Origin of the sequence: Maribacter sp. UBA3344, assembly GCF_002362375.1 — a bacterium.
Lineage (GTDB): Bacteria > Bacteroidota > Bacteroidia > Flavobacteriales > Flavobacteriaceae > Maribacter > Maribacter dokdonensis.
The window spans coordinates 116,696-143,275 of sequence record NZ_DERI01000024.1 but is presented as its reverse complement, the minus strand read 5'-3'; the positions used below and the strand labels follow the sequence as shown (position 1 = coordinate 143,275).

General features: G+C 35.7%; 27 protein-coding genes. 10 read left to right on the top strand and 17 right to left on the bottom strand.

Annotation, left to right across the window (positions count from 1 at the left end; all coding sequences use genetic code 11):
* Window positions 1-23: 23 nt before the first annotated feature.
* Entirely contained in the window at window positions 24-2,978 is a 2,955-nt protein-coding gene (locus B2Z27_RS15130; RefSeq protein ID WP_286814264.1) for an amidohydrolase family protein, read from the bottom strand.
* A 174-nt stretch (window positions 2,979-3,152) separates the two neighbouring features.
* Window positions 3,153-4,220: a DUF3810 domain-containing protein gene (locus B2Z27_RS15125; protein ID WP_286814263.1), complete on the bottom strand. Its 1,068-nt coding sequence runs from the start codon at window positions 4,218-4,220 to the stop codon at window positions 3,153-3,155.
* A gap of 29 nt (window positions 4,221-4,249) precedes the next feature.
* Here B2Z27_RS15125 and B2Z27_RS15120 point away from each other — a divergent pair, with 29 nt between their 5' ends.
* On the top strand, window positions 4,250-5,734 hold the full coding sequence (locus B2Z27_RS15120; protein ID WP_286814262.1) for an aminoacyl-histidine dipeptidase: 1,485 nt from the start codon (window positions 4,250-4,252) through the stop codon (window positions 5,732-5,734).
* 68 nt (window positions 5,735-5,802) lie between these two features.
* On the opposite strand, the gene B2Z27_RS15115 is transcribed toward B2Z27_RS15120, so the two are convergent.
* From B2Z27_RS15115 to B2Z27_RS15105, 3 genes are read right to left on the bottom strand one after another with little or no spacing between them, the layout of a single operon-like run.
* Complete coding sequence (locus B2Z27_RS15115) at window positions 5,803-6,939, bottom strand: peptidylprolyl isomerase (RefSeq protein ID WP_414673382.1); 1,137 nt, start codon at window positions 6,937-6,939, stop codon at window positions 5,803-5,805.
* Between the two features lie 13 nt (window positions 6,940-6,952).
* Entirely contained in the window at window positions 6,953-7,504 is a 552-nt protein-coding gene (gene gldI, locus B2Z27_RS15110) for a gliding motility-associated peptidyl-prolyl isomerase GldI (RefSeq protein ID WP_071341761.1), read from the bottom strand.
* Window positions 7,501-8,517 carry a DHH family phosphoesterase gene (locus B2Z27_RS15105; protein WP_286814260.1) on the bottom strand — a complete coding sequence of 339 codons (1,017 nt, stop codon included), beginning with the start codon at window positions 8,515-8,517 and terminating at the stop codon, window positions 7,501-7,503. The genes gldI and B2Z27_RS15105 overlap by 4 nt, the downstream gene beginning before the upstream one ends.
* A 75-nt stretch (window positions 8,518-8,592) precedes the next feature.
* Here B2Z27_RS15105 and B2Z27_RS15100 point away from each other — a divergent pair, with 75 nt between their 5' ends.
* Window positions 8,593-9,609 (top strand): alkaline phosphatase D family protein, encoded by a 1,017-nt coding sequence (locus B2Z27_RS15100; protein ID WP_286814259.1) that lies wholly within the window; start codon window positions 8,593-8,595, stop codon window positions 9,607-9,609.
* 45 nt (window positions 9,610-9,654) lie between these two features.
* The gene (locus tag B2Z27_RS15095) at window positions 9,655-10,074 is read left to right on the top strand and encodes a nucleoside-diphosphate kinase (RefSeq protein WP_071341764.1); all 420 of its coding nucleotides are present in this window, start codon (window positions 9,655-9,657) and stop codon (window positions 10,072-10,074) included.
* Between the two features lie 72 nt (window positions 10,075-10,146).
* On the opposite strand, the gene B2Z27_RS15090 is transcribed toward B2Z27_RS15095, so the two are convergent.
* From B2Z27_RS15090 to recF, 3 genes are read right to left on the bottom strand one after another with little or no spacing between them, the layout of a single operon-like run.
* Window positions 10,147-10,443, bottom strand: coding sequence for a DUF721 domain-containing protein (locus tag B2Z27_RS15090; RefSeq protein WP_058103334.1), 297 nt, complete (start codon window positions 10,441-10,443; stop codon window positions 10,147-10,149).
* A complete protein-coding gene (locus tag B2Z27_RS15085; RefSeq protein ID WP_286814258.1) occupies window positions 10,443-10,862 on the bottom strand; it encodes a lipocalin family protein in 420 nt (139 codons plus the stop codon). Before B2Z27_RS15085 ends, B2Z27_RS15090 begins: the two co-directional genes overlap by 1 nt.
* Window positions 10,862-11,941: a DNA replication/repair protein RecF gene (recF, locus tag B2Z27_RS15080; RefSeq protein WP_058103332.1), complete on the bottom strand. Its 1,080-nt coding sequence runs from the start codon at window positions 11,939-11,941 to the stop codon at window positions 10,862-10,864. The genes B2Z27_RS15085 and recF overlap by 1 nt, the downstream gene beginning before the upstream one ends.
* A gap of 123 nt (window positions 11,942-12,064) precedes the next feature.
* Here recF and B2Z27_RS15075 point away from each other — a divergent pair, with 123 nt between their 5' ends.
* The 6 genes from B2Z27_RS15075 to B2Z27_RS15045 all read left to right on the top strand — a co-directional run bounded on the left by B2Z27_RS15075 (window position 12,065) and on the right by B2Z27_RS15045 (window position 18,248).
* On the top strand, window positions 12,065-12,832 hold the full coding sequence (locus B2Z27_RS15075; protein ID WP_286814257.1) for a tetratricopeptide repeat protein: 768 nt from the start codon (window positions 12,065-12,067) through the stop codon (window positions 12,830-12,832).
* Window positions 12,832-13,314: a 6,7-dimethyl-8-ribityllumazine synthase gene (gene ribH / locus B2Z27_RS15070; RefSeq protein ID WP_286814256.1), complete on the top strand. Its 483-nt coding sequence runs from the start codon at window positions 12,832-12,834 to the stop codon at window positions 13,312-13,314. Before B2Z27_RS15075 ends, ribH begins: the two co-directional genes overlap by 1 nt.
* Window positions 13,315-13,741: 427 nt before the next feature.
* On the top strand, window positions 13,742-15,595 hold the full coding sequence (gene mutL / locus B2Z27_RS15060) for a DNA mismatch repair endonuclease MutL (RefSeq protein WP_286814255.1): 1,854 nt from the start codon (window positions 13,742-13,744) through the stop codon (window positions 15,593-15,595).
* On the top strand, window positions 15,596-16,339 hold the full coding sequence (locus B2Z27_RS15055) for a rhomboid family intramembrane serine protease (RefSeq protein ID WP_286814254.1): 744 nt from the start codon (window positions 15,596-15,598) through the stop codon (window positions 16,337-16,339).
* A 3-nt stretch (window positions 16,340-16,342) separates the two neighbouring features.
* The gene (locus B2Z27_RS15050) at window positions 16,343-17,221 is read left to right on the top strand and encodes a rhomboid family intramembrane serine protease (protein WP_058103326.1); all 879 of its coding nucleotides are present in this window, start codon (window positions 16,343-16,345) and stop codon (window positions 17,219-17,221) included.
* A gap of 1 nt (window position 17,222) precedes the next feature.
* Complete coding sequence (locus tag B2Z27_RS15045) at window positions 17,223-18,248, top strand: endonuclease/exonuclease/phosphatase family protein (RefSeq protein ID WP_286814253.1); 1,026 nt, start codon at window positions 17,223-17,225, stop codon at window positions 18,246-18,248.
* Here B2Z27_RS15045 and B2Z27_RS15040 read toward each other — a convergent pair.
* From B2Z27_RS15040 to udk, 9 genes are all read right to left on the bottom strand, one after another.
* Window positions 18,235-18,555, bottom strand: coding sequence for a DUF6122 family protein (locus tag B2Z27_RS15040; protein ID WP_058103324.1), 321 nt, complete (start codon window positions 18,553-18,555; stop codon window positions 18,235-18,237). The two genes, B2Z27_RS15045 and B2Z27_RS15040, sit on opposite strands and share 14 nt — an antisense overlap.
* A complete protein-coding gene (locus B2Z27_RS15035) occupies window positions 18,548-19,177 on the bottom strand; it encodes a WbqC family protein (protein ID WP_286814252.1) in 630 nt (209 codons plus the stop codon). Before B2Z27_RS15035 ends, B2Z27_RS15040 begins: the two co-directional genes overlap by 8 nt.
* Window positions 19,178-19,182: 5 nt before the next feature.
* Entirely contained in the window at window positions 19,183-20,883 is a 1,701-nt protein-coding gene (lepB, locus tag B2Z27_RS15030; RefSeq protein ID WP_286814251.1) for a signal peptidase I, read from the bottom strand.
* A gap of 94 nt (window positions 20,884-20,977) precedes the next feature.
* A complete protein-coding gene (dapB, locus tag B2Z27_RS15025) occupies window positions 20,978-21,679 on the bottom strand; it encodes a 4-hydroxy-tetrahydrodipicolinate reductase (RefSeq protein ID WP_074673099.1) in 702 nt (233 codons plus the stop codon).
* A gap of 2 nt (window positions 21,680-21,681) precedes the next feature.
* A complete protein-coding gene (locus B2Z27_RS15020) occupies window positions 21,682-22,341 on the bottom strand; it encodes a DUF5683 domain-containing protein (RefSeq protein WP_244745430.1) in 660 nt (219 codons plus the stop codon).
* Entirely contained in the window at window positions 22,334-23,242 is a 909-nt protein-coding gene (locus tag B2Z27_RS15015) for a ParB/RepB/Spo0J family partition protein (RefSeq protein WP_058103319.1), read from the bottom strand. The genes B2Z27_RS15020 and B2Z27_RS15015 overlap by 8 nt, the downstream gene beginning before the upstream one ends.
* Window positions 23,243-23,244: 2 nt before the next feature.
* The gene (locus tag B2Z27_RS15010) at window positions 23,245-24,018 is read right to left on the bottom strand and encodes a ParA family protein (protein WP_058103318.1); all 774 of its coding nucleotides are present in this window, start codon (window positions 24,016-24,018) and stop codon (window positions 23,245-23,247) included.
* 188 nt (window positions 24,019-24,206) lie between these two features.
* The gene (locus B2Z27_RS15005; RefSeq protein WP_058103317.1) at window positions 24,207-24,539 is read right to left on the bottom strand and encodes an FtsB family cell division protein; all 333 of its coding nucleotides are present in this window, start codon (window positions 24,537-24,539) and stop codon (window positions 24,207-24,209) included.
* Window positions 24,539-25,153, bottom strand: a complete 615-nt coding sequence (gene udk / locus B2Z27_RS15000) for a uridine kinase (RefSeq protein ID WP_058103316.1) — start codon at window positions 25,151-25,153, stop codon at window positions 24,539-24,541. The genes B2Z27_RS15005 and udk overlap by 1 nt, the downstream gene beginning before the upstream one ends.
* Window positions 25,154-25,261: 108 nt before the next feature.
* Here udk and B2Z27_RS14995 point away from each other — a divergent pair, with 108 nt between their 5' ends.
* Window positions 25,262-26,485, top strand: a complete 1,224-nt coding sequence (locus B2Z27_RS14995) for a multidrug effflux MFS transporter (RefSeq protein WP_286814249.1) — start codon at window positions 25,262-25,264, stop codon at window positions 26,483-26,485.
* The last annotated feature ends 95 nt before the right edge of the window (window positions 26,486-26,580 follow it).

Sequence of the window (26,580 nt, the reverse complement as noted above, 5' to 3'; positions counted from 1 at the left end):
TATTTTGAATACTTCTTATACTATTAAAGGCTTTCGCAAGTGAAATCTCTTTTGACACTTTGTTTAGGACCTTGGGTTTTTTTACCACTGCTTTTTTCTTTAAGCATCATAGTGACCAATTCATTTCTTTCTTTTTTTATGGCCTCACGATTTTTTTTGTCGGTCTCTAAATCAAAATAAGTAATACCCTCGATCATTGTTTTTTCGGCTTTTGAATAAACCGATAACGGATTGCCGGACCACAATACCAAATCAGCATCCTTACCTTCTTTAATACTACCAACACGGTCATCTAGGTGTAATAATTTAGCAGGGTTTATGGTAACCATTTTCCAAGCTTCCAATTCCGTCATGCCACCATACTTTATAGTCTTGGCAGCTTCTTGGTTCAGCCTTCTTATCATTTCTCTATCATCACTGTTTATGGCAGTTACAACCCCTTGTTTTTGCATAATTGCCGCGTTGTAAGGTATAGCATCATTTACTTCGAATTTATACGCCCACCAGTCACTGAACGTTCCTGCGCCAACACCATGTTCCGCCATTTTATCGGCTACTTTATAGCCTTCTAGAATGTGGGTGAACGTATTGATTCTGAATCCAAAGTGCTCTGCAACTTTCATCATCATATTGATTTCACTTTGTACATAGGAGTGGCAACTTATAAAGCGTTCACCGTTTAATATTTCGGCTAGAACTTCCATTTCCTCATCATAACGATATGGCTCACCATTTTTCTTTTTGGTGTCATATTCCTTGGCTCTTTGGAAATAGTTCATGTACAGCTGTTCTACACCCATACGTGTTTGAGGAAAACGCGAAAAACTACCCCAGTTACTTTGTTTTACATTTTCACCAAGAGCAAACTTTATAAATTTAGGTGAATTGTCATAGATCAAGCCATCAGCTTCTTCTCCCCATTTTAATTTTAATATAGCCGATCTACCACCAATAGGATTAGCGGAACCGTGCAGTAACTGTAATGAGGTAACTCCACCAGCAAGTGATCTGTAAATACCCATATGCTCTGGGTCTACGACATCTTCCATTTTAACTTCTGCTGAACTGTTCTGACCGGATTCGTTTACCGATAACGCCGCAATATGGCTATGCTCATCTATAATACCAGCGGTTAAATGTTTGCCTGTAGCATCTATTACCGTTGCGCCACCTGCACCTAAGTCTTTACCTATTTTTACTATTTTACCGTTTTTGACCAGCACATCAGTGTTTTCTAAAATACCTGCTTCTTCACTTGTCCATACCGTAGCATTTTTGAACAAGGTATTTTGAGCCTTTGGTTTAGCGGCAAAGCCATACCCAACATTAGGGAAGGTTACCGGTACCACCTGTATAGATTTGTCAGCTTTCTCTTTATCAGTTTCTTTTTCGTTAAAAGATTTTGATTTGGTCGCCGTAAATTTAGATTCGGTTCCGTCTGGTAAAACCAATCGCCCAGATAGGTTATCCGATGTATTGGTAACGGCACTAATCATTCTATAGGTTTTTTCACCCTTATCTGTAGCGAATGAAAGGGTTACCCAATTGTTGTCATATGCAATTTTTGAACTTAGTTTGGTCGTATCTTGCTTAACTTCAATTTTAGGTTTTGAAATATCTCCTGAAATAACTACGTCATAAGATTTTCCTTGAACCATTAATTGGTAATCTCCACGAATGTCTTTAACGTCCATAGCGTTGATAACGCTTTTTGTTCCCTGTACCCAGTTTTCATATAAGGTGGTAGTTTTGTCAAAAATGTCGCCAGATGAAATTAAAAAGTTGGCAAGGTAGCCTGTCTTTAATGCCCCTATTTCATTTGATTTTCCTAGAATTTCTGCAGGAACGGTTGTTAGCGCTTCTAATGCCTTGGTCGATGAAAGACCATAATCTATTGCTTTTATCAATTTCTCCTTAAAATTAGCCGGAGATTTTAAATCATATGTAGTAAGCGAAAATTTTATTCCGTTATCCGCTAACACTTTTGGGTTAGATGGGGCTTGGTTCCAGTAACGCATATCCTGTAAAGAAACATAGTCAACCGCATATGGGTTAGATACATCATACGCATCTGGAAAATTTATTGGTATAATGAATTTTGCATTAGTGGCCTTAATTTCCTCAATACGTTCAAACTCGTTTCCACCGCCTAAAATAGTGTACTGTACACCATAACTATCGCCAATTTTATCGGCACGTAAGTCGTGCGATTTGTCCTTGGCTTCAATAATCTGAACCAAACTTTTATTACTGTTCAATGCTTCTAAAGAAAGATCTGTTGTGGTGGCGTTCCCTTTAGCATACCAATCTGCATCACTATACATTTGTCTTAATAATGCTAATGTTCCCATTAGTGAACTTGGGTAAGATTGTGCTTTAGTGATACTTCTGCTTAATGAAAAATATTGCGCAGAACGATCGTCTAAAATTCTATTGGCATTGGTGCCCTTTCCATTTAAAGCTATAAGCACACCTGTACCTCTGGCAATACCATCATGTATGTGAGAGTTAACTACACCAAAACCAGCTGCTCTAAGTGTTTTGGCTTCCTTATCATCATATGTGAATTTTTCTATTGCCTTATTTTCTGGCATAATATGATCATTCCAATAATATCCTTCTCTAGAAGGTTCATATTGGGTGGATCTTCCACGACCTGGTTTTCTTTTGGCTTGTTCTACCCCAAATTTTGAGTATACATCTATAAATGATGGATAAATTGATTTACCTTGCAAGTCAATTACCACGGCATTTTTAGGAATATTGACATTGCTTGATGCATTGACCACTTTTCCATGTTGGATCAATAAAGTTCCTTTTTCGATTACTTGTGTTGGAGTTACATAGATTTTAGCGTTGGTAAAGGCGGTATAATTGTTATTGTTGACCTTTACTCCGGCATTTTCCGGAAAATAATCTTGGGCAGTTAAAAATGAACCATACCCGAGTAGGCATAGTGCAAAGAATAGTTTTTTCATTACGTTTGGTTTGAATTAGTATTCTAAAAATACACGGATTATACACTAAATACGGTGTATTTCACTTTTGTTTAACAGTTGAAATATCCGTAATTAGGAATAATGATTATTTTCTTAATATTTTATAAAATGACCCGAAATAAAGCTCTAAGATCACGAACTTTTGAAGGTAGATTAAAGCGGATGGTTTTTGTGGTAAGCAACCAAAAATAGAACCACCGCGTTATAGCTTCTTATACCTTCTTTTTGATTGTTAGCTTTTAAAAACGTATCAAAAATTGATTTAAAGACGGGTTCCATAGGGTTTTCATAAGAATTCCAGAAAATGGCCATTTCTTGAAAGTTCTTTTTTACACCATCATTCAGCGCCAACATAATTCTGTCAAAATCTTCTTTATTAGTTCGCCTAACATCGTTTAAACAATAGCCAAGGGCATAGGCGTAGGCAGCATATTTAAAATATGGATCTTTGTTGTTAGATGTGACCAAGTAGCCAATAAAGTTTGTTTCGTTTTCAGCGGAATACCCCAATTGATGTCCTACTTCATGACCTGCAACAAAAGGAAATCTAAAATTGGGCAATAGGTCATTTACCTGAGCTTCGTTCGTGAATGGATTTAAATACCCCGCATAACCCATATACGTGAGTCCGGTACTGAACAATGATTTTTTCAAACTAGGATGGTTATAGGTAAGAAACGGATGAATAGTTTTAAGGTGTTTATAGCCATCTATGGTTTTGTTGAATATCTCTTTTTGTGAGTAGGGAATCTTTACCGCTAAGCTAGAATCTTTGGTAATGAATACTTGAGATTCATTGGTCTTTTGAATCAATAATTCTGTAAACTTTAAAAGGTCGGTATATTCTTTATTAGGGGTAAGTTGTAATTTATGGGATAAGGGTTCCCTGTAGTAGTTCATGCCCCACATAATATGAAACGTAAAATAAACAACGGCTAGTACCATACCCACGTTTTCCAAGAATTTCAACTTATGTCGCCAAATGTGTTTTCTTTTTCTAACTAAATAAAACAAGACAAGAAATGTCAATTTGAAATATAAAAGGTCACCAATGGAAAAAGGAATCCATCCAAATAAAAGCCTGAAGAAATTAGAGATAACGGGGTAAATGCCTGTGCTATAATATTGTTCAACTAAATCTGTGCGGGTAGCAAGCCATTTCACAACAATAATTTGAGGAATTATAGTTAAGGCAACGGAGGTTTTAAAGGATATCTTCATTAACCCAAAAATAGCGAAATCCTTTTTCTATGAGTACTTTTGTGGGATCTAACCATGAAAATTGTAGAATGGAAATCAATAAACTAGAACCCACATCTGTTTGGGGGAATTTTTCCAAGCTTAATGCAGTGCCAAGACCATCTAAAAAAGAAGAAGAGGTAATTGCGTTTATGCTGGAATTTGGAAGTAAACTGGGCTTGGAAACTTTTTCTGATGAAGCAGGTAATGTTATTATTAGAAAACCGGCTACCGAAGGTATGGAAGGTAAAAAGATGGTCACCCTTCAAAGTCATTTGGATATGGTGCATCAAAAGAATGCGGATACTGAATTTGATTTTAATACCCAAGGCATAGAAATGTTCGTTAAAGGAGATTGGGTTAAAGCAAAAGGTACTACGTTGGGTGCTGATAATGGTATGGGCGTTGCCGCTATTATGTCGCTTTTAGAAAGTAATTATATACCTCACCCACCACTAGAAGCTTTGTTCACTATAGATGAAGAAACGGGTATGACGGGTGCATTTGCTTTAAAGGAGGGAGTTTTAAAAGGGGAGATACTCTTAAACTTAGACACTGAAGAGGACGATGAAATTGATATTGGTTGTGCCGGAGGAATAGATGTGACCGCTACTAGAACATATAATGAAAAAGAGGGCACACATGGCGATGCGGGATTTCAAATTACCGTTAAAGGTTTAACCGGTGGTCATAGTGGAATGGATATTCATAGGGGCAGGGGTAATGCCAATAAAATAATGAACCGTTTACTATACTTGGGGTTAGACCATAATGTACGCGTTAGCTTTTTAAACGGTGGTAGTCTAAGAAATGCTATACCCAGGGAAAGTGTTTGTAAATTGAATATTGTACGTAAACAGGCAGATAGTTTTTTAAAGAAAGTAAAAGAACTGTCCAATGTTATCATTCAGGAGCTAAAAGAACAAGAGCCGAATTTGATTATTGAGATTGAAGATATAAAACCAGCTAAAAGAGTGATGGGTCTAGGTGCGCAAGAAAAAATGGTCAAAGCCATTTATGCAGCACAAAATGGTGTGTATGCCATGAGTGGGGCAATTGATGACTTGGTAGAGACTTCAAACAATATTGCCAAGGTAAAGGTAGAAGATGGTAAGATAACCATTGGTTGTTTAACCCGTTCTTCGGTAAATTCGGCAAAATTGGATTTAGCCAATTCTTTACGATCGGCGTTTGAATTAAGTGGATTTGATGTTGAATTTAGCGGAGATTACCCTGGATGGAACCCTAATCCTAATTCTGAGATTCTTACTGTAGTAAAAGATACATATGTAAGTTTATTTAAAGATGAGCCTAGAGTGGTAGCTTGTCATGCAGGTTTGGAGTGTGGTATTTTAGGTCAAAATTATCCAGAAATGGATATGGTCAGTTTTGGTCCAACTATTTTAGGGGCGCATTCACCAGATGAGCGTGTAAGTATAACTTCTGTTCAAAAGTTCTGGAGTTTACTTTTAGAAGTTTTAAAACGTACCAATTAGAAATTCTATTTTAAATAAAAAAGCCCTTTAGTGATATCACTAAAGGGTTTTTTTTTTCTGAGAAGTTATTACTCCGTTAAACCTGTTATTTCAAGATCAAAGATCAAATCTGCATTTGGCGGTATTGGTCCGCCACCTTGTTCACCGTAGCCTAAATGAGACGGAATAAATAAACGTACTTTATCACCAACCTTCATGCTTAAAAGACCTTCTCTAAAGCCCGCAATTAAACGAGATTCAGGAGAATAGTCCATTGGTACCGGCATGTAGCCACCACCTTGCAATCTTCTTTCATCGAAAGCACCATATTTTTCTGCTATTTCTTGATAGTTACTGTCAAATAAGGTACCATCCATTAAATACCCGGCATACATAACATTGACTTTATTACCAATTGCTGGCTTTTCTCCGGTACCGTTTTCTAAAGTCAACACCTTAAGTCCGGATGGCAACGTTTTAGCTTTTGCTTTTTGAGCATCTATTGATGCTGCAAACTCATCTTTTATTTTTTGCACTGCAGCTAATTTCTCAGCTTTTTCTTTTTCTATGGCGGCCAGTCTATCTTCTTCACCATCAAAATAATCGGTCATAATCTGTACAGCATCGAACTTACGAGCTTCTTTACCATTGCGAATTATTTCTATAGTGTTCATAATAACCGGTTCTACCGGTTTGTTGCCTGCTCCTACAGGTACATTGGCAATTGAATCCACGACGTCCATACCTTCCACGACCTCACCAAAAACAGAATGCTTGTTGTTTAACCAAGGTGTTTCTTTATGTGTAATGAAGAATTGACTACCATTTGTTGCGGGTCCTGAATTTGCCATGGACAAAATACCTTTTCTGTCGTGTACCAAAGAATCATTGAACTCGTCCATGAATTTATATCCAGGGTTTCCGGTACCTTGACCTAATGGGTCGCCACCTTGAATCATAAAGTCTTTCATGACCCTATGGAAGGTTAAACCGTCATAATACTTTTTGTCTTTGTACTCTTCGCTCACAAAAGTATTTGTACCCTCTGCCAAAGAAACAAAGTTTGCGACGGTAACGGGTGTTTTCTCTTGCTCTAGGCGAACAATGATATCGCCCTTAGAGGTTTTGATATCGGCGAATAAACCGTCACCTAAGTCTGCTCTTTTGCTAGTCTTACAGCTGGTCATAATTAAACCGATAACTGCAAGCAAATACATTTTTTTAATCATAATGGTCATTTTAATTTACTGTATTTTCTTGTTGTTTTTCTATTTGTAAAATTGTTATGGTAGACTTAAGGGGAACGTTACTGCCAATTTTATTTTCATCGCCATGATAACCAAAGGCTATGGAGGAAGGAAACAAAAACGTGGCGCGCTCCTTTTCTTTTAGCATTTTAACGGCATCACGTAAGCCAAGGAATAATTCTTGTTTATCTACCTTGTAATTAACAACACCAATATCTTCCTTAGAGTATATGGTGTCATTGTCCAATGTTAATATATCATAAGTAAATACAACCAAATCGTCCGTTTTAGGTGTGTAGTCACTTGTTTCATTTACTGTTAAATAATGATACCACGAGCCAGATTTGCTATGATCATAATGTTTTAATGAATCTAACTCAATAATCGCCTGAATTTTCTTTTCTTCGGCTTCTAGCAACTTTCGGCTTCGTTCTATAGATGCCTTAAAGAAGCTTCCGCTTTTGGTCTGTACCGGTTTTCTTGGTTCAGGACCATCACAACAGCTAAATAGTACAGCTAAAAATAGAATAGATAATATTCTCATGATTGTAATTGATTCTTATACAATGGTAATAACGCGGTAAATTTGGCAATGGTATCTGCTATATTGTCTTCACTTCTGCCTCCTGCGGCGTTTGTGTGCCCGCCACCATTAAAATGTTTTCTTGCAAAGTCGTTGACAGAAAAATCGCCAACGGACCTAAAAGAAATTTTAAAAATTCCTTCTTCTTTATTCTCAATAAAAATTACGGCAAATTTAATACCGTCTAAGGTTAAACCGTAGTTTACAAAACCTTCTGTATCTCCTTTTTGGTAATTGTATTTGTCCAGTTCATCTTGGCTCAAAGTTATATATGCCGTAGCATATTCGTTTAAAATGACCATATTCTTTAACGCACAACCTAATAAATGTAGTCGGCTTGGGGAGTTGGTGTCATAAATTCGATGATGAATTTCTGTGCCTTCAGCACCCTTGTCCATAAGGTCTGCTACAACTCTATGTGTATTACTTGTGGTTGCTGCAAATTTAAACGAACCGGTATCTGTCATAATTCCCGTATAGATACAGTTTGCCATATCTGGGGTAATGCTATTTTCATCACCTAGTTGATTAATGAGTACATATACCATTTCACAAGTAGAGCTCATGCTTACATCAGAATACATGATACTGGCATAGTCAGAAGGTTCTTGGTGGTGGTCTACCATCACAAAAGTAGCCTGCGCCGACTCTAAAATTTCGCTCATTTGACCAACGCGACCTAAGTGGTTAAAGTCTAGCGTGAAAACTATATCCGCTTCGTTGATTACTGTCTTGGACTGAGAATTTTCTCGTTCAAAATTTAATATCTGTTGTGCCCCGGGCATCCATTTTAAAAATTTTGGAAAGTCGTTGGGCGCTACAATAGTTGCTGAATGACCATTGTTGGATAAATAGTGCCAAAGTGCCAATGTAGATCCAATGGCATCACCATCAGGATTTTTATGTGGTATAATAGCTATTTTCTTTGGTGATGAAAGTAGCTTTTTAAGGGCGTTCAAGTGCTCTAAATTCATGGCGGCAAAGATACAATTTAATAATATAGGCTTTAAACGGAATACCTTAATTTTACCCAGACTTAACTATTTTACATGAAAAAAATTGCTTTTTTAATTTGGGGTATTCTGCTCGTTTCTTGTTCGTCTAAAAAGAGTTTAACTGAAAAAAAAGACTTTGTAATTGCATTTGGATCTTGCAATAGGGTTGATTTGCCTAACCTTTTGTGGGATGATATTCTTAATACAGAACCAGATGTATGGATCTGGGGCGGGGATAACATCTATGCAGATACAGATGATATGAAAGCTTTGAGGGCAATGTATAATCAACAAAAGAATGAACCTGGTTATAAAAAACTGGCTCAGACAACAGATGTTTTAGGCACATGGGACGATCATGATTATGGGTTGAATGACGGAGGTGTTGAGTTTAAGGCTAAAGATGCCAGCCAGCAAGAGTTTTTGAATTTTATGAACGTACCTGAGAGTAGCGAGTTGCGAAAACGAAAAGGGGTATATAATTCCAAAAATTATGTAATTGATGGTCATGAGGTCCGTATTATACTTTTAGATACAAGATATTTTAGAACACCACTTACACCAGATACCGAAACGGACAAGAGAATTAAACCAAATGAGTATGGTGTAGGTACTATTTTAGGTGATACACAATGGAACTGGCTAGAAAAGGAGTTGCAAAACTCTACTGCGGACTTCAACATTATTGTAAGTAGTATTCAATATCTATCTCAGGAACATGGTTTTGAGGCATGGGGGAATTTTCCGCATGAAGTGGATAGGCTGGCAAAATTAATAGAGGATACTAAGCCTAAAAGTGTTGTTGTGTTATCTGGAGACCGCCATATTTCTGAATTTTCAAAAATCAAAATAGAGGGTATAGATTATCCTTTAATTGATTTTACCAGTAGTGGGCTCACTCATGCGTATAAGGAATTTTCTGGTGAACCTAATAAATACAGAGTTGGAGAGGTAGTTTATACCGAAAGTTTCGGAATATTGGAATTTGATTTTAAGGCTAAAACGGTTGATTTTAAAATAATTGGTGATAACGGAAATGTGTTAGGGCAATTAGAACAAGTCTATGAATAGTTGTGAGATATGTGGAAAAACGTATTTTTGCGCAAAAATTAAGATATGAGTACGAATAGAACGTTTACAATGATTAAACCAGATGCCGTTGAAAACGGACATATTGGGGCTATTTTAGAAAAAATTACTGCTGCTGGTTTTAAAATCGTAGCGATGAAATATACACAGTTAAGTTTAAGGGATGCACAAGAATTTTATGGTGTGCATAGAGAGCGCCCTTTCTTTGGTGAATTGGTAGAGTTTATGACCAGAGGACCTATTGTAGCTGCAATTTTAGAAAAAGAAAATGCAGTTGAAGACTTTAGAGCTTTGATCGGTGCTACAAACCCTGCTGATGCTGCAGAAGGTACTATACGTAAAATGTTTGCTACCAGTATTGGTGAAAATGCCGTACATGGTTCTGATAGTGACGAAAACGCGGCTATTGAAGGTGCTTTTCACTTTGCAGGAAGAGAAATTTTCTAAGACAATATTTTTATGAATTAAAAAGCCAGTTCTAAAGAACTGGCTTTTTTTGTCTTATTCAATTATAGATGTTTATCTAAGTATCAATTTCTTCACTACTTCTTTTCCAATTTCTTCATTGATCATTCTTACTATTTTAGATTTGCCTAGGCTTAGCTCTTCGCGCAATACGGAAGAACTTAAAGAAACATACAAGGTGCCAAATTTCAACTCAATCTCTGTAGTATAGTTGTCTACACCGTTACCCATTAATTTAGCCCATGCAGCTCTTGCATCGACTTTGTCTATTCCTTTTTCTAATTTATTCTTTTGAATAAATGCAGAAAGTGCCTCTTTCATTGAAGTATTTTCGTTTCCTCTGCTTGCCATTATGGGGTTATGTTTATAGGTTCAAATCTATTATATCTATAGGTGACACCTTCGCTATTTTTTACCGAAAAACTTTTCTCATCTAATGAGGTCAACACTTCTTCCCATATGTTGGAATCGTTAGTGTATTTCATAAAAATAGAGTCATTAGAAATTCTAATAAAAAAAGCTTCGGCGTCGTTTGAGGTTTCAAAGGTGCCATTAAATTTTGGATCTACTTTTTTCCTAAATCCTGATAACGAATCTAACTTTATATAGTCGACCGTACTATTAATTGAGTATTCTTTTTTTGCTCCATCTACGAAGGTAACTTCTTTTATTTCCCAATACCCATTTAGCAAGTGTAATTTGTCTTTGTCAACTTTAGCACCGCAAGAAATTAGAAATAGAGAGAGAATAAGAATAAGCTTTTTTATCATTACAATTTAAATATTTTATAGGATTGATGAATTTTTTTAACAATGCTCTCGGTACGGTCGGCGTGGGTGTCACTAATGAATATTTGCCCAAAATTCTCATTGTTCACCAATGTAATGATATGGGAGACCCTATGTTCATCTAGCTTGTCAAAAATATCATCAAGAATTAAAATAGGAGTTGTACCACTTTGAGATTTCATAAAATGAAATTGAGCAAACTTAAGGGCAATCAAATATGATTTTTGTTGGCCTTGACTTCCGAATTTTTTGATGGGGTATTGGCTGATCTCAAAGCTGAGGTCGTCCTTGTGGATGCCCACACTTGTATATTGTAGAGCGCGGTCTTTGTCTAGATTTTTGTTTAATAGCGTAAGCAAATCATAATCTTTTAATTTACTTTCATAAGAGAGGGAAACATCTTCAGAATTGCCGGTAATAGCTTTGTATTGTTCTTGAAAAATAGGAATAAATGCTTCTAGGAAAGAAGTTCTTTTTTTATAGATTTCAGAACCATAAGTATGCATTTGCTCATTATAAACTGCCAGGGTGTCGTTATTAAAAGTTCTATTGGCCGCAAAATATTTTAAAAGTGCATTTCTTTGAGAAACAACCTTATTGTACTTAATGAGGTTTTGTAAATACGATTTATCTGATTGAGAAATGACTCCGTCAATGAATTTTCTTCGTGTTTCGCTTCCTTCAATGATCAAATCCCTGTCTGCAGGAGATATGATAACTAGCGGCAACAGTCCTATATGGTCTGCAAAACGTTCATAAGCCTTACCGTTACGCTTAATTATTTTCTTGTTGTTTTTTTTAAGGCTGCAGACAATTTTCTCTTCTCTACCTTCTTTTTCAAACGTACCGTCAATCACAAAAAAATCTGACCCATGTCTTATGTTTTGAGAAGAGACTGGGTTGAAATAACTTTTTCCAAAAGACAAATGATAAATAGCATCTAAGATGTTTGTTTTACCTATACCATTAGCGCCTACAAAACAATTTATTTTTGCATCAAAAGCAAGTTCTTTAGATTCAAAATTTTTATAATTGATCAGTGATAATTGTCTCAGCAGCATTAAAAATTTCCGATTTTAGATTTGGTAGGATGAAAACTAGCTTAAAATATCCAAAAATAACGAATAAATACACTTTGCGATTTCAATAAAACCATTATTTTTGCGCGATCAATAAATTTACAGATGGCAACATATAAGAAAAGAGGATATAAACCTGAAACAAAGGCTGAACAGCAAGAATTTGATGAACAGGAAAGCACAACAGCTGAGGTTTTTAGTTCTTTGGATGAAGGAGCTTCAAGGTCAGAAGAGTGGGTTTCTAAGAATCAGAACTATATTTTAGGTGCCATTGGGTTAATAGCTATTAGTGTTTTGGCATATTTGGCGTACAATCAGTTTGTTGAAAAGCCAAAGGAATCAAATGCGGCAAATGAAATGTATTATCCGCAGCAATATTTTGACCAAGCTTTAGTAGCGACCAGTCAAAAAGATTCATTGTTTACTTTGGCTTTAGAAGGAGCTGAAGGTAAATACGGTTTCTTGGATATCATTGAGGAGTATAGTGGTACTAAAGCTGCAAACTTGGCAAATTACGGTGCAGGTATGTCTTACTTGAATATGAACAAATATCAAGAGGCTATCACTTATTTAGAGGATTTTAGTTCTGACGATGCTATTTTAGGTTCGTTGGCCAAAGGAGGTCTAGGAGATGCTTTTATGCAATTAGACCAACCTTCCGATGCTTTAGGGTATTATGAAGCTGCTGTAAAACATAGCGGTAATGAATATACAGCTCCTAAATTTCTATATAAAGCAGGTATTACTGCATTGGAAATGGGAGAGAAGGATAAGGCTTTGGAGTTTTTTGAAAGAATAAAGAACGATTTTCCAAAATCAGAAAATGCTAGTTCAATAGATGCGTTTATTGGTATAGCTAAAAGTGCTGAATAATGGCAACAGAAAATAAAAATTTATCGGCATACGATAAGGCAACAATCCCAAACGCGAACGGACTTCGGTTTGGGATTGTTGTTTCAGAATGGAATTCAGAGATTACCGAAGGTCTGTATAATGGTGCTATTGATGCATTATTAGAATGTGGTGCCCAACGTTCAAATGTTATTCGCTGGGATGTTCCTGGAAGTTTTGAACTTACTTTTGGTTCAAAAAAAATGATACAATCCCATAAAGTAGATGCTGTGATTGCCATTGGTAGTGTAATACAAGGTGAGACCAAGCATTTTGATTTTGTTTGCGATGCCACTGCGCAAGGCATTAAAGACCTGAACGTGATTACAGATGTGCCTGTTATTTTTTGTGTGTTGACGGATAATAACATGCAACAAGCTATTGATCGTAGTGGAGGTAAACATGGTAATAAGGGCACAGAGGCAGCTATTGCAGCAATTAAAATGGCTGTTCTAGGCAACTAAGGTTTCCGGTCTTTTATTTTTAATCTGTTTCAAACTATTTTAGAGGTAACGGTTGACAGCTTCAACTGTTAACAAATTTTGGCATTCCTATTATGCCCTGTTTTTCTATTTTAAGTAACTTTGAGGTTATGGGGATGTTGAGTAAAATAACAAAGTTGCGAAAGAATAGGCGGTTTGAGTATAACCCCAGATTTTATGATGATAAAGGAAAAGGGAATCCTTACAAAATTGAGCCTAAATTTGACCAATTTCGCAGTACACTGAATACATCTCGAGGTTTAAAGAGGAAAATCAACAGTGCCATAGAAGATGCTAAAAGAAAAGGTGATCGCAACCTTAAGATGAGAATGGTTATCATTATAGCTGTGTTGGTTTTGATTTTTCTTTATATAATTGATTTTGACCTCTCAATTTTCTTTTCTTCATAATGGCCGATATTATTAGACTTTTACCAGACCATGTAGCAAACCAAATTGCTGCTGGTGAAGTGGTACAACGCCCATCATCAGTAGTTAAGGAGCTGATGGAAAATGCCATCGATGCCGGTGCAACCGATATTCAACTAATTATAAAAGATGGTGGTAAAACACTTATTCAAGTAGTTGATAATGGTAAGGGTATGAGTGGTACAGATGCCCGTTTGAGTTTTGAACGCCATGCAACGTCAAAAATTCAAAAAGCTGAAGATTTATTTAATTTGCATACCAAAGGCTTTAGGGGAGAGGCACTTGCATCTATTGCTGCTATTGCCCATGTAGAGATGTTGACCAAAACCGAAGATGATGATATTGGTACAAAAATTAAGATTGAAGGTAGTAAAATTGTTTCACAAGAAGTAGTAGTTGCTCCAAAAGGGACTTCTATGTTGGTGAAGAATTTATTTTTCAATATTCCGGCTAGAAGAAATTTTTTAAAATCTGACCAAGTCGAGTATAGACATATTACCGATGAATTTCATAGAATTTCATTGGCACACCCTCAGGTAGCATTTAGTTTTTATAATAACGGGAGTGATGTTTTTCAATTGCCGGCCAATGAATTCAGAAAGCGTATAGTTCATATTTTTGGTAGAAAGACCGACGAGAAACTGGTTCCGGTCGAAGAGGAAACTCAGGTAGTAAAAATATCAGGATATATTCTAAAACCAGAATTTGCTAAAAAGAGTAGAGGAGAGCAGTTTTTCTTTGCTAACAACAGATTTATAAAAAGTCCGTATTTACATCATGCAATTTTAGGTGCTTTTGAAGGAGTGATAAGACCAGGAACGCATCCTGGTTATTTTTTGAATTTAGAGGTGGATCCAGGTACAATCGATATTAATATACATCCTACAAAAACAGAAGTTAAATTTGATGATGAGCATACGTTGTACGCTATGTTGAAATCTACCGTTAAGCATAGTTTGGGGCAATTTAACGTTGTGCCAGCGCTTGATTTTGAACAAGACCAAAACTTAGATACTCCGTACTCTTATAAAAATAAGCAGGTTGGTATTCCGCAGGTAGTTGTAGATGCTTCATTTAATCCGTTTGAAACAACTGTTAAAACATCAAAAGGAAATAACAGTACAGGTAATTATAAAAAACCAAAAGTTGAAGGTTGGGAAAATTTATATGCGGGACTAGAAACCAAGGTAGAAAGTAATGTTAGTCATTTGGAATTTGAATCTGAGGTAGTGAATAGCAGTATCTTTGATGATGAAAAAGAATCTATTGAGCCGACTACTACTACGTTTCAATTGCGTAAAAAATTTATAATTACGACTATAAAATCTGGAATGGTGGTTATAAATCAGAGCAGGGCACATCAACGGGTGCTTTATGAAAACTTTTTAAAGAACATAACTATTAAAGAAGCCGTAAGTCAGCAGTTACTTTTTCCGTTGACTTTGTCATTTTCACCTGGTGAAATGAATATTTTAAGGGAAATTAAAGATAACCTTTGCACTGTTGGTTTTGTATTTGGTGATTTGGACGATGAGGGTGTTGAGATAAAAGGAGTTCCTGTTTTGGTCGCTGAGAGCGAAGTACAAATGATCATGGAGCAGTTGATGTCAGATTTTCAACAAGAGGTGCCTGGAGATAGTTTTTCCCAAAGTGATATGTTGGCAAAGACATTGGCAAAAACCCTGTCTGTAAAAACAGGGGAATCATTAGACGAGTTTTCTCAAGTAAAGTTGGTCAACGATTTATTTGCTTGTAAAGAGACTACATTAAGCCCTTTTAACAAAAAAGTATACGTAACCATTACCGAGAATGATATTGAACGAAAATTTATATAGATGGGAAGAATAACAGAAACTATAAAGCATTTACTGATTATTAACGTGCTATTCTTCATTGCCACACAGTTGTATGGGGAACAAATGTATGAGTTGTTTTCTCTTTATTTTCCTAAGAACGAGCATTTTCAACTATGGCAAATAATTACCCATATGTTTATGCATGGGGGTTTTATGCATATTCTTTTCAATATGTATGCGCTATGGGCTTTTGGTTCGCCTTTGGAGCAAATGTGGGGCAGAAATAAATTCCTGTTCTTTTATATATCAGCTGGTTTAGGTGCCGCTTTAATACATATAGGGGTGAACTACTATTATTATAATGAGGGTATGAGTGCTTTAATGGAGGCAGGCTTAGCTGAAAGTAGTATTCTTGAAATCATTAATAGCGGTCAGTATAGTACAGAATGGTACAATATAGCGGATCGTTCAACCATAGATAATTTCTTAGGGGCGTTCAATACACCTGTAGTGGGTGCTTCTGGGGCTATTTATGGTATTTTGGTAGCTTTTGGTATGTCTTTTCCAAATAGTGAATTGTTTTTAATTTTCTTACCGGTACCTATTAAGGCTAAGTTTTTTATTCCCGTTTTAATAGCATTAGATTTGTTTTCTGGCGTTACCGGGTATAGTTTGTTTGGTCAAGGAATTGCCCACTTTGCACATGTTGGTGGGGCACTCTTTGGTTTCTTGATGATGTGGTATTGGAAGAAAAATCAGTTTAATAATAATAGGTGGAACTAAAGTATGGCTCAACCAGATTTAAAATATCAATATAGTAGGCTAAACATTGCCGAAAAATTAATTGTTATTAATGTCATTGTATTTCTAATAAATGCGTTGGTACCTTTTCTCTTAGGCTTATCCGGCAATAGTATTGTTAAGTGGTTTGAACTGCCAAATGATATTGTAGATATTGCTTTTCAGCCATGGTCTATAATTACCTATTCTTTTTTTCATGGTGGTTTTGGTCATTTATTTTGGAATATGCTTTTAATTTATTTTGTTGGACGCATTTTCTTAAATCTCTTTGATGCAAAACGATTTCTTAATGTTTATGTATTAGGAGTTATTCTTGGGGGATTGTTTTTTGTTTTGGGTTACAATATTTTTCCGGCATTTTTTAATACAAATGCCTATCTAATTGGTGCGTCTGCAGGGGCTAGTGCTGTCTTGATTTTTATATGTACCTATCTACCCAATCAAGAGGTTAGAGTTATATTTTTTAATGTGAAGTTGTGGATTGTGGGCGCAGTCGTGGTGCTTAGTGATTTAATACAGTTGCCGATCAGTAACTCAGGAGGACATTTAGCGCATTTAGGTGGTGCGTTTTTAGGGTATTTATATGCTAGTCAATTGGCAAAAGGAAATGATATTGGTTCTGGTTTTTCTAGGTTTATGGATAGTATAGCAAACATGTTCAAAGGGACAGGAAAGAAGTCCAACATGAAGACCGTATATAAGAAAGAGAATACATCAAAATCTAAATCCACGGTCAGTGATTATGATAAGAAATCTCATCAAAAGAAAATAGATGCAATTCTAGATAAAATAAGTAAATCTGGCTATGAAAGCTTATCTAAGGCTGAAAAAGATTTCTTGTTTAAAGCGGGAAAAGAAAATTAAGATGAAGAAATTATCTTTTTTCAATAAAATCATGTGGTTTTTAAACGTGATTACAACTCTTACTTTGTTTTTAGCGTGTATAGTACCTTATACCTCAATTGCTAGTTTAGCCTTTATTAGTTTGGCGGTGCCGGTTTTGGTGTTGTTCAACATGTTGTTTTTTTTATATTGGCTAATTGGTAGAAAAATCAATATGTTATTGTCGCTGTCCGTATTGATTTATGGATATATCACCTTGGGTTCCTTTATCGCTTTTAATGGTAGAAGTAATGAGAAACTTGAAGAAGATACCATTTCTCTACTTAGTTATAATTCATTGGGTTTTCATAGTAAACATCAAAATGAATGGGAAAAAATCACTAGTCCTGACGTGGTGCAGTTTATAGAAGGCGAGAATCCCGATATTATTTATTTTCAGGAATTTGAGCCATTTTATCTCAAAGATGAAATGCTGAAGGATTATCCGTTTAAGGCTAATAAATTTGAAGTTAAAAACGGAGAGTCTAGTAAAAATTTAGCTATTTTCTCTAAATATAAAATCATTGGAAATGGAGAGTTGGATTTTCCCAATACCTTCAATGGTGGAGTGTATGCTGATATCGTATTTAAAGGGGATACGATTCGTTTTTACAACCTACATTTAGAATCGTTGAGCATTAGACCTAACTACATTAAAAAAGAAAGATCAGACAAGCTATTTGTACGATTAAGGGATTCTTTTGATAAGCAAGAAAGACAATCTAATTTGGTGAAAGAGCATATAGAAAGCAGTCCATATCCGGTTATTGTTGGCGGAGATTTCAACAATACGCAATTCTCAAAAGTGTATTTTAATATCAAAGGAAATTTAAAAGATTCCTTTTTGGAAGCGGGTCATGGTTACGGGGAAACCATCAAGTTTTGGAAGTTTCCTTTTAGGATAGATATGATTCTAACAGACCCTTCATTCGAAGTTGTGTCACATAAAAATTACAAGATCAATATATCTGATCATGAGCCAATTATGGCTACTGTTAAAATCCCTTAGTAATAAAAAGGCAATCAACTACATCTGCCAATATATGTATGAGCAGTGCCGCACCAATGATTCTCGTTTTCTTATAAGTAAATAATAAAATGTAAATGGCTATCGCCCAATAGGTATGTAATGGGTGAAAATCAATACTGCAGCGGTTAGAATCAAACATTGGTGTAGCCAACAGGTGATCAACATCTATAATAATACCGGATAAAAGAATTACTGCAGACCAAAATTTGTTTTCACGGTAAAAGTAGATGGCAATGACAATCGGTACTAGAAAATGAATGCCATAATGTGCTATAAACCTAAGCATTATCCTTATCGATAAAATCTCTTTGGAGATATTCTATAGAATTTGGTCCCATGTTGAAAAGCAGGTCTAAAATGCTTAAATTAGGTATGAAACCATGACGGTCACCAAAAACCTGAGTATAAGGTTCTATAGTGAGGTTGTGTTTTAATTTGGCATTGATCAAGAATCTAAGATCTTCATGTTCACTTAGGGAAACTTCAAATTCTTTTGTAGATTCTTTGGGCATTTCCATTTGTAAACACTCGAATATTGTTTCTATTGTTTTTAGATTGTAATCTAACAACTTATCATATGGTTGGTCATATAATTGCTTAATCTCGTCTTCGTAAAATTCGAAGAACGGAGATGTTCTGTAAGCAGTTTGTAGGGTGCGCCAATGTTGCCTTTGCCATGGATAGGAATTGTCTATTAAAACATCTTTATACTTCTGCCTGCCTTGTTCTTTACCAACATGAATAATCGGTATGCTTAAAATATGCTTGCCGCGATCATTTGAAATGTAGGTTCTATTTCTAAATGTCTGCTTTTGATAATTATCATGTACTTCCCAACATGTAGGTTCATGCAGAACATAGCTAAACGTTAGTATATTTGGAAAGTATGAAGGATGAATTACTTTCATCTGCCTTATTTAGTGCTCTTATTACGTTTCCAGAACCAATTACCAACTAGATAGGCAATTAATAGTATTAAGAAATACTTAAAATAAGATTGTGGTTCTCCGTCGCCATTTACTGTGGTAAAAATACGATCCCATCTAGGTCTCCAATTGGAAATGCCTTCGGTAAAGTTGTCAAAACTCATCCAAATAAAGATAGGGGTGCCCACAATATGATTTTCAGGCACATAGCCCCAAGCTCTACTGTCTTCAGAATGATCCCTGTTGTCTCCCATCATCCAAAAATAATCTTGTTGAAATGTATAGCTGGTCGCAGGTTGTCCATTGATGCTAATTTGATTTCCGGATATAGAAATTTCATTGTCCTCATATTCTTCGATTATCTTCTTATATAATGGAAGAACTTTTAAATTTAAAGCTACAGTAGCACCTTTCTGAGGAATGTAAATAGGACCTAATTGACTATAGTTCCAAGGATAGTCAGGACTTTGAGGAAACAAATTGATCCCTCGTCTACCTTTTTCTGTTACTTGTTGTACAACAGAATCTATGTTGGAATCTTTTCTTAGTGAATTGACCATTTCCGCGGTTAGCGGAACTGTACGCTCACGATCGGTAATTTCTTTTAACGATAATCTGTATTTGGAAATTAGGTTGGCAGGAATTCCGTTTGCTTTGGTAAATAATTCAATTTGTCCGTTTTCACTTTGGTTAAACCCAATAATGTAGTTTCTAATTCCATTAACTTGTTCTTGGTTTAAGGGGTTTGATAGGTATTTTCGTGTAAAATCCGTAATGCCTAAGTTGTCCAAAGCTCTTGATGAAACCCCTTTTGAGCTGTAAATAGTGTAGTCAAATTGAGGTTTAGCACTTTTAGGTAGTTCTAATTGCTTGCCGTTTATAAAGACGTAACCATCACGGACTTCTAATGAGTCCCCTGGAATACCCACACAGCGTTTTACGTAGTTGGATTTTTTGTCAATAGGTTTGTCTACACCTTTTTCCTTTTTGAAGAAAACCCTAACTGTATCGGCAGGCCAACTAAAAACTACAATGTCATTTCTTTCTACTTTGGTAAATCCTGGTAGTCTAAAATAAGGGAGTTGTGGCTTTTTTAAGTAAGATGGCACACCTAAAACAGGAAGTGTGTCGTGAACCATTGGCGCAGCAACCGTCGTCATTGGTGTTCTTGCTCCGTAATGAAACTTGCTAACAAAAAGAAAATCACCCACCCTAAGCGTGCGCTCTAATGAACCTGTAGGTATTACATACGGTTGTATAAAATAGGTGTGTACCAAGGTGGCCGCGACAACAGCGAATAAAATGGAACTTACCCACTCTCCGGCAGCCGTTTTAGGTTGTAAAGATCTGTCTTCTATGTAAGTTACTTCTAAGGCATAATTTACATAGTAAATATAAAAACCTAGCGTTAGAACTACTATCCATGTTTCTAACTTGCTATTTCTGCCAAAACTTCTAATGGTTTCCACCCAAATAACAGGAAACATTAAAAGATTTATAATTGGTATGAACAACAAGATCACCCACCATTTTGGTCTATTGATGATTTGCATTAAGACAATGGCGTTATAAACAGGTATTGCAGCTTCCCAAGCTTTTCTACCGGCTTTAACGTATAATTTCCAAGTTCCTAAAAAATGGATAACTTGTACAATGAGAATAAATATAATCCATTGAGTGCCGTTCATCTTCTTTGTTTTTTATTGAAATAGTTTGAATTATGATAAAATGCGCTAGATATCAATAATCCATGAGTCTTAAAGATTTATTTTTGTTACGTTTTTAACCAAGGTTTAACACATCTCTCATTGAGAATACACCTGTTTTTCCAATAATCCATTCTGCTGCGGTTACCGCACCCAAAGCAAAACCTTCTCTGTTATGCGCGGTATGTTTTATCTGAATGCTATCAACAACACTATCATAGGAAACGGTATGTGTTCCTGGAACCTTGCCAATTCTTTTTGATGTAATTTTCAATGTTTCAGCAGACGCACTATCTAGTTTCCATTCCTTATAATTGGAGTTTGCAATAACCCCTTCAGCCAAAGTTATAGCTGTGCCACTGGGAGCATCTAATTTTTGCGTGTGGTGAATTTCCTCCAATTCAGCCTTGTATTCTGGTATATTCTGCATCATTTTAGCTAAATAATTATTCAGCTCAAAAAATATGTTTACACCCAAGCTAAAATTAGAAGCATATATAAACGCTCCTTTTTTATCCTTACACAAACTAACGGCATCTTCATAATGATCTAACCAACCCGTTGTTCCGGATATGACCGGTACATTGTTATTGATACAAGTAGTGATGTTATTGAAAGCAGCGCTAGGCATGCTAAAATCAATGGCAACATCCATTACGCTAAAGTCAATGTTTTCTGTATTTTCATCAATTTTGGCTACTATTTCATGACCACGATTCAAGGCAATTTGCTCTATCATCTGACCCATTTTTCCGTATCCGAAAAGTGCAATTTTCATTCTTAAAATTTTATAATTAATGCCATGCCGTAATTTGGACTATTGGTTACTTGATTAAAATCCAAGTAAGGCTCAAAGTCTATACTGAGGTCATCGTCAATATTAAACTGTTTTAAATGTGCGTCAACATTAGCATCTACAATATTTAGGGCGTATAACCCTATAGCTGCAACCAACCAAAGGTCACGGTCATTTTGAAAACGTTCTTGTTGGTATTCAAGGTCATCTAAGTCCAAATCTGGGTCTGCACCTTCTGGGTTATCTCCATTGATATCATAATATTCATCATCTGTAAACCCGGCCTGCCTTCTTTTAAAGGCAGTTCTAAAACTTTTGTACTGATTGTTATTCCATGTATAAGCGTATATACTGCCGCCAATGGCTCCCCAAACAATTGGAACTTTCCAGTATCTCTTGTTATAGATTTGTCCCATACCGGGTAGTACGGCAGAGTAAAATGCAGCTTTACTAGGGGCTAATGGTTTAAATTCTCTTTCTACCTTTTTCAAGGCAACAGAATCTTTAATGACTACCCCTTTTTTGGCAAGGTCTGCCTGTACGCTATCTATTTCGGTTTTAGGTATAGAATCTTGCTCCTCTTGTGAGAAGGTGAAATTTATAAATAGTAAAAGTGTACTAAATAATAAAAGATAGTTACGCACCTGTTATCAATTTTTTGATACGGTCAAATTCCTCTTGAGACTTAAATGGTATGGTTATTTTTCCTTTGGCATTATCGGTAGATTTAATATCTACCTTTACGGATAAGGCATCCGTTAATTCTTTTATCCCTTTTCTAACAAATACAGCTGGATCGTTCTTTGCCTGTTTTTTGACCTCTGTAGGGGCTTCTGCCTTAGAATGATATGCTTTTACGGCGCTTTCGGTATCTCTAACAGAAAGGTTGTCAAATATAATTTTCTCGTAAATTGAAATTTGATCTTCTTTTTTCTCAATATTGACCAAAGCCCTACCATGCCCCATACTTAGAAAACCATCGCGCATGCCTGTTTGAATAATAGGGTCTAGCTTTAAAAGGCGTAAATAATTGGCAATAGTAGATCTTTTTTTACCAACACGTTCGCTCAATTTTTCTTGTGTAAGATTTATTTCATCTATTAAACGCTGGTATGAAAGTGCTATTTCTATAGGGTCTAAGTCTTGCCTTTGTATATTCTCAACCAAAGCCATTTCCAAAGACTCTTGGTCATTGGCAATACGTATGTACGCAGGTATAGTTTCTAAACCTAATAGTTTAGAAGCACGAAACCTTCTTTCACCTGATACTAGCTGAAATTCATTAAAACCTAGTTTTCTAACGGTAATTGGTTGTATAACCCCCAATTCTCTTATAGAAGTAGCTAGTTCCTTTATGTGTTCGTCATTGAAATTTGAACGTGGTTGAAACGGATTTACCTCTATATGGTCTAAATCCAATTCAATTATATTTCCAACAACTTTATCTGCATTTTTGTCAGATGCTGTGTTTATGTCATTCTCCGGATCTTTTAAAAGAGCCGAAAGTCCTCTACCTAAAGCTTGTTTTTTAGTCGCTTTTGCCATACTTAAACCGTCTGCTTATTTTTTTTGACTATTTCATTAGCCATGTTCAAATAATTTGTTGCCCCTTTACTGGCAGCATCGTATTTGATAATACTTTCACCATAACTAGGAGCTTCACTTAACCTAACATTTCGTTGAATTACGGTGTCAAATACCATATCTCCAAAATGCTTTCTTACTTCATCTACCACTTGGTTAGATAATCGCAACCTTGAGTCGTACATCGTCAACAGCATACCTTCAATGTCCAATTCAGAATTATGTAGTTTTTGTACGCTCTTAATTGTATTCAACAGTTTGCCTAAACCTTCAAGTGCAAAGTATTCGCACTGTATAGGTATTATAACTGAATCTGCAGCAGTCAATGCATTTAAGGTCAACAATCCTAAAGAAGGAGCACAATCAATTAAAATATAATCATAATCGTTCTTAAGGTCCGTAATGGCCTTTTTCATCATGTATTCGCGCTCATCCTTATCTACCAGTTCAATTTCAATGGCAACAAGGTCAATATGTGCCGGAATAAGGTCTACATTGGGTGATGTGGTCGGTATGATCGTCTCACGAGCACTTTTGGTGTGTTCCAAAAGTTGGTAAGAACCCAATTCAACCCCATCGACATCTATACCAAGCCCAGAAGTAGCGTTCGCCTGGGGGTCAGCGTCTATCAATAATACCTTTTTTTCCAATACACCTAGCGAGGCAGCTAAATTTACTGAGGTAGTAGTTTTGCCTACACCTCCTTTTTGATTGGCTATAGCAATAATCTTGCCCATGTTCAAAGTAAGTTAGGTGGTAAAAATACAATTATTTATGAGGCTAATGAAAGCTTTTTGTTAACACTAAGTGAATAAGCACTCACTTTTCATTAATTATGCGTTAAACTTTTAGTTTTGAAAAGGTTAAGACTTGGTGTAACATAAAGTATTTAGAAAGTGAAAAACTTATTAAAATGATATGAAAATTATTTTTTATCCTTAAGTTTTAAACTATCCTCATATTCAATAAGATAAATTTCTTCGTTTTTTTTCTTAAGATAATACTCTTCTCTGGCAAACCGTTCCAACTCATCTTCGTCAGATAATTTTTCTATAATCTTTTTATCCTTGGCAATTTCTTCTTTTAAAAATTCTTGTGTTTTCTCAAGCTTCTTAATTTCTTTTCTTAACTCTAGGTGTATTAACAATGAATTGGTGTCAAAAAAAAGCATCCAAACAACAAAAACGGTCAAGACCAACACATACATGTTGGTCATGATCTTAAACCATTTTTTTTGTTTTAAATCTTTGAATGCCATTATGACTGCATTATTTTTTCGTTGATGATACTCTTTACAATTTCAACGGCTACTGTATTGTATTTATTATTAGGTATAATAATATCAGCGTATTCTTTGGTAGGCTCAATAAATTGTTCGTGCATTGGCTTAATGACCGATTGATATTTTTCAAGGGTTTCATCTAAATTCCAACCACGTTCGTTTACATCTCGTTTTAGTCTTCTGATTAATCGCTCATCTGTATCTGCATGAACAAATATTTTGATATCGAACATTTTACGAATAGCAGAATTGGTCATGATTAAGATACCCTCTACTATGATAACTTTTGTAGGGTGGGTAAGTACAGTTTTTGCGGTTCTGTTACATTCAAGAAAAGAGTAGACTGGTTGCTCTATTGATTCTCCGTTCTTTAAGGCGATTAGGTGTTGTTCCAATAAGGCAAAGTCAATGGAGCTTGGGTGGTCAAAATTGGTCTTTCGTCTATCTTCTAATGATAAATGAGATAGATCGTTGTAATAAGAATCTTGTGAGATTACACCAACTTCTTCATTGGGCAATTCATTGATGATTTGATTTACTACCGTGGTTTTTCCACAACCGGTTCCACCAGCAATACCTATAACGAGCATACATTGAAATTTAATGCAAAAGTACATATTTGAATTTCAAAATTACCTAAACTTAAAAATCAACTTTTAATTAACATTGCTTGCATGGTTAAGCCGTATTTTTGCACAATGCAGAATGAACAAGTAAAGCCAAATTTTGAATTTGTAGCCTTAATGGCTTCTTTAATGTCAATTGTTGCCTTAACAATTGATGCCATTTTACCGGCTATGGCAGACATAGGTATAGCTATCAATAGTTTAGACCCAACCCGGAATCAACTATTGGTAACCATGATATTTTTGGGATTGGGGGTAGGTCAACTTTTTTTCGGACCACTGTCAGATAGTTTAGGTAGAAAGCCCATTGTTTATTTAGGTTTTACGGTATTTCTTATTGCTAGTGTTATTTGCTTGTTGGCTCCCAATCTTGAAATTATGTTGGTGGGGCGTATTTTGCAAGGTATTGGGTTATCTGCTCCAAGAACAATCAGTATATCTATAATTCGTGATACTTATAGAGGAGATTACATGGCAAAAATCATGTCATTTGTTACGGCATTTTTTATTTTGGTACCCGTAGTGGCTCCTGCAATAGGTAAAGCGGTAATGGAATATACCGGATGGGAAGGAATTTTTTATATGCAATTGTTTTTTGCCCTTGTAGTAGGTATCTGGTTTTATAAAAGACAGGAAGAAACGTTGAAACCCCAATATAAAGTGCCATTTTCTTTTCATGTTTTTGTTAGAGGTGCCAAAGAGATTTTTAAATATAAAGAAACTGTTTCGTGTACCATGATTTCGGGTTTGATCACAGGATCCTTCTTAGTGTACTTAAGCTCTGCGCAACACGTGTTTGAAGAACTTTATGGTTTAACAGATACATTTCCATATGTATTTGCAGGTTTGGCATTGTCCGTTGGTTTTTCAACATTAATGAACGGTACATTGGTTTTGCGTTTTGGTATGCGTAATCTCTCTTTTGCCGCACTGGTTGCCTTTACGGTAATTGCTTTGTCTTACAGTTTACTGTTCTTGAATTCTCAAAACCCGAGTATAACGATACTATTGATATTTCTTTCGTTACAATTTTTATGTTTAGGTTTTATCTGGGGTAATATGCGATCTATTGCTATGGAGCCAATTGGGCACATTGCAGGAATAGGTGCTGCCATAACAGGATTCATTTCTACAATTCTGTCCATTCCTATTTCTATATTTGTTGGAAGTTTTATTGAGGATTCCGTTTGGGCACTGTTTGCTGGTTTAGGGGTATGCGGCTTAATTTCGGTAGTGTTGTTTATGTCTTTTAAAACCAGGCCCTTGTTCGCAAATAATCATGCCTTCTCTAAGTAATCTTTGTAAAAGCGTCGTCTAATTGTTGCTTGAGGTTTAAATTTTTAGAGTTTTTGTTATCTATACGCTTTTTATGGCTTTATGTACGTTAATTG

What these genes read in the sequence shown, in the direction of transcription:
- B2Z27_RS15130 (WP_286814264.1), bottom strand. Translation starts at nt 2,978, where the DNA reads ATGAAAAAACTATTCTTTGCACTATGCCTACTCGGGTATGGTTCATTT.
- B2Z27_RS15125 (WP_286814263.1), bottom strand. Translation starts at nt 4,220, where the DNA reads ATGAAGATATCCTTTAAAACCTCCGTTGCCTTAACTATAATTCCTCAA.
- B2Z27_RS15120 (WP_286814262.1), top strand. Translation starts at nt 4,250, where the DNA reads ATGAGTACTTTTGTGGGATCTAACCATGAAAATTGTAGAATGGAAATC.
- gldI (WP_071341761.1), bottom strand. Translation starts at nt 7,504, where the DNA reads ATGAGAATATTATCTATTCTATTTTTAGCTGTACTATTTAGCTGTTGT.
- B2Z27_RS15105 (WP_286814260.1), bottom strand. Translation starts at nt 8,517, where the DNA reads ATGAATTTAGAGCACTTGAACGCCCTTAAAAAGCTACTTTCATCACCA.
- B2Z27_RS15100 (WP_286814259.1), top strand. Translation starts at nt 8,593, where the DNA reads ATGAAAAAAATTGCTTTTTTAATTTGGGGTATTCTGCTCGTTTCTTGT.
- B2Z27_RS15095 (WP_071341764.1), top strand. Translation starts at nt 9,655, where the DNA reads ATGAGTACGAATAGAACGTTTACAATGATTAAACCAGATGCCGTTGAA.
- B2Z27_RS15090 (WP_058103334.1), bottom strand. Translation starts at nt 10,443, where the DNA reads ATGGCAAGCAGAGGAAACGAAAATACTTCAATGAAAGAGGCACTTTCT.
- B2Z27_RS15085 (WP_286814258.1), bottom strand. Translation starts at nt 10,862, where the DNA reads ATGATAAAAAAGCTTATTCTTATTCTCTCTCTATTTCTAATTTCTTGC.
- recF (WP_058103332.1), bottom strand. Translation starts at nt 11,941, where the DNA reads ATGCTGCTGAGACAATTATCACTGATCAATTATAAAAATTTTGAATCT.
- B2Z27_RS15075 (WP_286814257.1), top strand. Translation starts at nt 12,065, where the DNA reads ATGGCAACATATAAGAAAAGAGGATATAAACCTGAAACAAAGGCTGAA.
- ribH (WP_286814256.1), top strand. Translation starts at nt 12,832, where the DNA reads ATGGCAACAGAAAATAAAAATTTATCGGCATACGATAAGGCAACAATC.
- mutL (WP_286814255.1), top strand. Translation starts at nt 13,742, where the DNA reads ATGGCCGATATTATTAGACTTTTACCAGACCATGTAGCAAACCAAATT.
- B2Z27_RS15055 (WP_286814254.1), top strand. Translation starts at nt 15,596, where the DNA reads ATGGGAAGAATAACAGAAACTATAAAGCATTTACTGATTATTAACGTG.
- B2Z27_RS15050 (WP_058103326.1), top strand. Translation starts at nt 16,343, where the DNA reads ATGGCTCAACCAGATTTAAAATATCAATATAGTAGGCTAAACATTGCC.
- B2Z27_RS15045 (WP_286814253.1), top strand. Translation starts at nt 17,223, where the DNA reads ATGAAGAAATTATCTTTTTTCAATAAAATCATGTGGTTTTTAAACGTG.
- B2Z27_RS15040 (WP_058103324.1), bottom strand. Translation starts at nt 18,555, where the DNA reads ATGCTTAGGTTTATAGCACATTATGGCATTCATTTTCTAGTACCGATT.
- B2Z27_RS15035 (WP_286814252.1), bottom strand. Translation starts at nt 19,177, where the DNA reads ATGAAAGTAATTCATCCTTCATACTTTCCAAATATACTAACGTTTAGC.
- lepB (WP_286814251.1), bottom strand. Translation starts at nt 20,883, where the DNA reads ATGAACGGCACTCAATGGATTATATTTATTCTCATTGTACAAGTTATC.
- dapB (WP_074673099.1), bottom strand. Translation starts at nt 21,679, where the DNA reads ATGAAAATTGCACTTTTCGGATACGGAAAAATGGGTCAGATGATAGAG.
- B2Z27_RS15015 (WP_058103319.1), bottom strand. Translation starts at nt 23,242, where the DNA reads ATGGCAAAAGCGACTAAAAAACAAGCTTTAGGTAGAGGACTTTCGGCT.
- B2Z27_RS15010 (WP_058103318.1), bottom strand. Translation starts at nt 24,018, where the DNA reads ATGGGCAAGATTATTGCTATAGCCAATCAAAAAGGAGGTGTAGGCAAA.
- B2Z27_RS15005 (WP_058103317.1), bottom strand. Translation starts at nt 24,539, where the DNA reads ATGGCATTCAAAGATTTAAAACAAAAAAAATGGTTTAAGATCATGACC.
- udk (WP_058103316.1), bottom strand. Translation starts at nt 25,153, where the DNA reads ATGCTCGTTATAGGTATTGCTGGTGGAACCGGTTGTGGAAAAACCACG.
- B2Z27_RS14995 (WP_286814249.1), top strand. Translation starts at nt 25,262, where the DNA reads ATGCAGAATGAACAAGTAAAGCCAAATTTTGAATTTGTAGCCTTAATG.